General features: G+C 73.1%; 4 protein-coding genes and 3 pseudogenes. 3 read left to right on the top strand and 4 right to left on the bottom strand.

Annotated elements, in window-relative coordinates:
- Together RH94_RS37655 and uppS are read right to left on the bottom strand one after the other, a co-directional pair.
- A pseudogene (locus RH94_RS37655) lies at positions 1 to 1,097 on the bottom strand (oxygenase MpaB family protein); the annotation flags it as partial.
- Positions 1,097 to 1,783, bottom strand: a complete 687-nt coding sequence (gene uppS / locus RH94_RS37650) for a polyprenyl diphosphate synthase (protein WP_234426348.1) — start codon at positions 1,781 to 1,783, stop codon at positions 1,097 to 1,099. The gene uppS and the pseudogene RH94_RS37655, both read right to left, overlap by 1 nt.
- Positions 1,784 to 2,381: 598 nt before the next feature.
- Here uppS and RH94_RS45940 point away from each other — a divergent pair.
- Both RH94_RS45940 and RH94_RS37645 read left to right on the top strand, forming a co-directional pair.
- Positions 2,382 to 2,726 (top strand): annotated as a pseudogene (locus RH94_RS45940) (TerB family tellurite resistance protein); the annotation flags it as partial.
- 109 nt (positions 2,727 to 2,835) lie between these two features.
- Positions 2,836 to 3,681, top strand: a complete 846-nt coding sequence (locus RH94_RS37645) for an alpha/beta fold hydrolase (RefSeq protein WP_158073133.1) — start codon at positions 2,836 to 2,838, stop codon at positions 3,679 to 3,681.
- Positions 3,682 to 3,825: 144 nt separating this feature from the next.
- On the opposite strand, the gene RH94_RS37640 is transcribed toward RH94_RS37645, so the two are convergent.
- On the bottom strand, positions 3,826 to 4,218 hold the full coding sequence (locus RH94_RS37640) for a hypothetical protein (RefSeq protein ID WP_073952789.1): 393 nt from the start codon (positions 4,216 to 4,218) through the stop codon (positions 3,826 to 3,828).
- A 66-nt stretch (positions 4,219 to 4,284) separates the two neighbouring features.
- Positions 4,285 to 4,916, bottom strand: a pseudogene (locus tag RH94_RS37635) (TSUP family transporter).
- 140 nt (positions 4,917 to 5,056) lie between these two features.
- Here RH94_RS37635 and RH94_RS45935 point away from each other — a divergent pair.
- A partial coding sequence (locus RH94_RS45935; protein WP_234426342.1) for a LysR family transcriptional regulator occupies positions 5,057 to 5,377 on the top strand: 321 nt, incomplete at its 3' end.

Raw genomic sequence — 5,377 nt, 5'->3', positions numbered from 1 at the left:
CGGGCCATGGCGGCGAGGTCCGGCCAGTCGAGATGGCCGTCGCCGGTCTGGTCCAGCACCTGGCGGAAGAACTCCTCCGCCGAGCGCCGGCCCTCCCCCGTGCCCGCCGCGGACGCCGGGTCCGGAGCGGGGTCACCGCCCAGCGGGGTGAGCAGGCGGAGCAGGGCCGATGCCCGTTTCATGCGGCCGCGCAGGGCGGCCACGGTCCGGGAGCGGGGGTCGTCGCTCCCGGGCGAGAGCGAGAGGAGTTCGATGACACTCTCGGCGTTGAGCCAGCCCTCGGGCAGGAAGCGGGCCAATCCGGCGGCGAGGTAGGCGCCCTGCATGAGAGTCTGGGCGCCGGGCATCTCCGGCAGGCCGGCCCGGCGCCGGTACGGCTCGGGGAGCGAGGCGACGGTGATCGCGCCGAGGAGCGGTCCGGCGACGGCCCGGCCCGCCGCCCACAGCGTCGGCGCGCCGTCGAGCAGCGCCGGGGCGGGCAAGTGGTCGAAGAGCCGGTAGAGGATGACGCGGGCCGCCTCGGTGTTCTCCAACTCGTTCTCGACGACCCGGTCGAAGTACCGCCAGAAGTCGTGGAGGTCTTCGGGGAGTTCTCCGGCGTCACCGTCGAGGGCGGCCAGGAACGCGCGGTACTCGGCGTACATTCGCTCCATCGTGCCCTGGTCGAGCGGCTGGCCGCTCAGCCGGCACATGGTGACGGCGCTCTCGAAGAGGGTGGCGACCACCCAGGCGCGGGTCGCGCGGTCCATCGCGTCATAGGCCCGGCCTCGGGAGTCGGAGCCGCTCATGCGGGCGTGCAGCCGGTTGAGCCGGGCGGCCTCCCGCTCGCGTGCCGCGGGGTCGGCGCCGAACATGCGCCGCATGCTGAGGAAGGTGTTGCGGAGCCGGCGCCAGGGGTGGGCGACGAAGGTGGAGTTGTCGACGAGGGCGGCGCCGATCTGCGGGTGGGCCGCCTCCAGCACGGTCGCGCGGACCATGGCGAGCGCCCAGCGCGGGTCGTCGAAGAGCGCGTGGAACTGCGAATCCGGCCCGAACAGGGGCGGTCCGTCGACCGGTCGCGTGGTGTCCGTGCGGGTCGCGCCGGTCGTTCCGCTCATCATCGTGGGTCTCCGTTCGTCTGGGGCGGTAGGCCGCCGAAGCGGCGGTCGCGGCGCCGGTAGGTGTGCAGGCAGGCGAGGAAGTCGGGGGCCCGGAAGTCCGGCCAGAGCACCTCGGGGAAGACCCACTCGGCGTAGGCGACTTTCCAGAGCATGAAGTTGGAGATGCGCTGCTCGCCGGAGGTACGGATGACGAGGTCCACGTCCGGGGTGTCGGGGAACGGCAGGTGCTCCGCGAAGAGCCGCTCGGTCACCTCGTCCGCCGGCGTCCCGCTGCGGATCAGCGACCGGGCGGCCTCGACGATGTCCCGGCGCCCACCGTGGTCGAAGGCCACGGTCAGCGTCATCCCCCGGTTGTCGCCGGTCAGCGTCGTCAGGTCGTCGAAGTCCCGGGCCAGTTCACGGGGGATGCGCGGATCGGCGACCCCGAGGAAGCGGCAGCGGATGCCGCGGGCGAGCAGCAGCGGCGCGTGCTTCCGCACGACCCGGCGGACCAGGCACATCAGGTAGTCGACCTCGGCGCCGGGCCGGTTCCAGTTCTCGGTGGAGAAGGCGTACAGGCTGAGCCACTCGACGCCGGCGGACCGGGCCGCCTCGATGATGTCGATGACGGTGGTCTCGGCGGCCCGGTGGCCTGCCGTGCGCGGCAGTGAACGCCGCTCCGCCCACCGGCCGTTGCCGTCCATCACGCACGCCACGTGCCGGGGCACCGCACGCGCCGCCCCGTCGCCCTGCCCTTGCCCGCCCGGCCCGTCGCTCCGCCGTTCCCGGCCCGGCCGGTCCTCCGTCGCCGCGCGTCCGCCCGGGACGCCGTGGTCCGTCATGCCCGGTTCCGCCCCACCCGGAGCGGCACGACCGGTCGTGCCGCGCTCGGTCACGCCCACCCCGCCTCGCCGCCCCCGCCTCGCCAGCGCCCCCACCGGCGCGTTGCCTGCCGGGATTCTGGCAGCACAAAGAGGCCCTGACAGGCCGATACGGGGCGCCGTCACCCTTGGCTCGTACGTCCGAGTCCCTTCACCCCGGTGTCGGACAGCCTCCCTCCGGTGACCGCGATCGACGGCCTCGTACGCCTCTGCCCGCCGCCCGCCGTGGACCGGGCGCGGAACGGACGCGCCCTCGGCGCGGCGCCTCCGGCCCACCACAAGCGGCTCGCCGAGACGTACGGCGCCGGGTTCTTCGACGAGACCGTCCGGCCTCTCGCCCCCGACGCGGACCGCGCCGGCTGCGCCCTGCTCGCGCAGACGGCCGAACGGGACGAGACCCTGGCCTCGTCGTGGGGATGTCGGCGGCACCGGATCGCCCGCCCTGGAGACAGCGGGGGCGGCGGTGCGCGCGGCCGGCACGGAGGAGTGCACCGAGCGGCAACTGGCCGAACCGGTCGAGACGCCGGCCGCCGCCACCGGCCGGTTCACCGGGGGCCCTGCACCACCGGGCTCTCCATCGAGCTGTACGAGGCGCTGGCCCCGCTCGCCCAGCGCCTCGCCGCCGCGGGCCGTGAGTCGACCCTTCTGCACGGCGCCCGCATCGCCATCGCCGACGGCCCCTGCACCCCGCCGAGCGCGGGCGCTCACCACGGTGGGCGCGGCCCTCACCCTCTGTTCCGAGGAGGTGACCCGCCTGCTGAGCGCGTTTCCAGAAGTCCTGCGCGTAACCGTCGGGGAGCCAGGGGCTACCGGCAGAACCTCTGGAAAGCCGCTCAGGCAGCTCTCAGGTCAAGGTCACGGGAGACGATATGAGGGTGGAGCTGTGTCGAGCCGACGGCGGGGTGATCGCGGTCGAGGTGGTGGGGGAGCCGGACGCGCCTGCGGTGCTGTTCTGCCACGGGTTGGCCGACTCCCGGCTGGCCGTGTACGACTTCGCGGGCGCGGCCCACGCGCTCGGGCTGCGCCTCATCTCCCCGGATCGCCCCGGTATCGGCGGCACCGACGCCCGTCGCCTGCCGCGGGTCGTGGACTGGGTCGCGGAAGCCACCCTGGTCCTGGACGCGTTGGACGTCGGCCCGGTGGCGCTGCTCGGCGTCTCGGGCGGCGGAGCGTTCGCGGCCGCATGCGCGTCCGAGCTGCCTGACCGCGTCCGCGGCCTGGTGCTCATCGCGCCCCTTGGCCCGCCTGCCTGGCCCACCCGCGGGATGGCAGCCGGGCAGCGCGCGTCCTTGCGGATCGCCCGGCACGCTCCGGCCTTCGGTGGCTGGTTTCTGGGCCGCCTGGCCACGCTGGCGCGCCGGGCACCAGGGCTGTTCCTTCGCCTGGCGACCAGCGAGATGCCCGCCGGCGACCGGCGTGCCCTCGCCCAGCCGGACGCGCGCGCGGCCTTCCTGGCCAACTACCTGCGAGCGTTCCACCGCGGCAGCCGGGGAGTCGGGCAGGATCTGCGCGTGCTGACCCGGCCCTGGGGTTTCGGCCTCGAGTCGATCAGGGTGCCCACGTCGATCCACCAGGGGGACGCCGACACCACCGTCCCGCTCCAGCACGCCCGCCGCTTCGCCGCGGCGATACCGGGCGCACGCCTTCACATCCATCCCGGCCAAGGCCACTTCTCGATCCTCGCCGCACCCGAGCGGATGCTGGCGACGCTCGCCGCATAGCCGGCCGAGGTTGCCGCCGGAGATCACGGCGACGGTGCGTCCGGTGGGCAACTGGACCGCGTAAAACCGGTGGACCGCAACGCCCTCCGTCCCCGGCGGCCTCGTCCCCCGTTACGCGCAGAACTTCTGGGTCCGCGCTTGGCGTCACGCGAGGAGGACGCGTTTCCGGAGGAGTGGGAAGCGGGCGCGGCCGAACAACCGCCGTTCGAGCATCTTGATCCGGTCGACTGCTCCTCCGGCCGGGCCGGGGTGCCGATCGGTGGTGAGCATTTCCGCGAACGAGCTGGTCGGCTCTGCTGCGGATGCCGACTCCGGGCAGCGGTCGAGCACGGCTTTGCGGTTCGGCTTCTCCTCTTCGGTGAGGGTCGCGGGGTGCCGGGTGAGCCAGCCGGTCACCTGCCGTACCGAGGGCGGTGGCGGGGCGGGCGTGAAGCCTTTCTGCCGGGGCGGATCGCGCCGGATCCGGTCGCGGACGGTGGAGCAGTGGCCGCGGAAGCCGCGGGCGGTGATCTCTCGGCGGAGATCGAGGGCAGTCACCTTCGCCCATGCCGGTCAGCCTCGGCTCCCAGCGATCGGGGGGATCATCGCAGCTTCCCCACGTGGTCAGCCGCGCAGAAAATACAGAACGGTCATGAGGACGGCGGTGCTCAGGATGGTGCCCCGCAGCAGCCGGGCGGGCAGACGGCGGGCCAATCGGAGGCGACGAGGAACAGCACAGTCGCGCTGAGATAAATGGCTGCGAGCTGCGCGATCCGCATCGGGTTGCTGTCCGCGGCGTCGAGGCCGAGGCCGATGCTCCACAAGGCCAGCATCATGATGCCTACGGCACCGCCGAAGTATCCACCGTACACGGAGAGGAAGAACTGTCCGATCAGGACGGCTCGGGAACTCATGCCGACCGAGCGCCCCTGCACGGTGCTCAGCACCCTGGAGATGCGGCGCCCAAAGGCGAGGACGACCGTGGCCAGGGCGAGCAGCCACGGCACCGCGGCGTCGAACGACGAGGCCGGCAGCGCCAGCAGCAGTGCGGCACCGACTCCGCCACCGGTCACACTGATCGCTGTCAGTGCATTGGTCGACGTCGCCCCGGTCGGGGCGAGTTCGCCCCGGTAAACCCATGCACTGGCCACGGCCCCCGGTACGAGGGCGACCCGTGAGACCGCGTTCGCCGTCACCGGTGACAGGCCGAACGCCACGAGAGCGGGCAGTGCCACGAACGTGCCCCCACCACCCATGGCGTTCAGCGCTCCCGCGGCGACACCGGCGAGCAGGGCAGGCAACAACTCGGACACCTGCCGATCACCGCCTTGCGACCAGGGGGTCCACCATGCGTGATCAGCGCACCCAGCCTAAGCCTGAGCCTTAGGCTGGGGCAGTGCGTTATGACCTGGAGGACCTGCGGCTCTTTCTCCACATCGTGACGGAGGGGTCGATCACGGCGGGCGCTCACCGGATGCACCTGAGCCTGCCTTCGGCCAGCGCCAGGGTGCGTTCGCTGGAGCACCACGCCGGCGTGGCATTGCTGATCCGCGGACGACGGGGCGTGCGGCCCACGCCGGCGGGGACGACGCTGGCGCGCCACGCACGCGACGTGCTGGCCCAGACCGCGCGACTCGAAAGCGCCGTCGCGAGCTACACCCGGTCCCCGACCGCTCCCCTGACCCTGTTGGCGGGCGGATCCGCGATGCATCGGCTC

Source organism: Streptomyces kebangsaanensis (assembly GCF_001906585.1).
Classification (GTDB): domain Bacteria; phylum Actinomycetota; class Actinomycetes; order Streptomycetales; family Streptomycetaceae; genus Streptomyces; species Streptomyces kebangsaanensis.
This window is presented reverse-complemented; position numbering and strand designations above follow the sequence as displayed.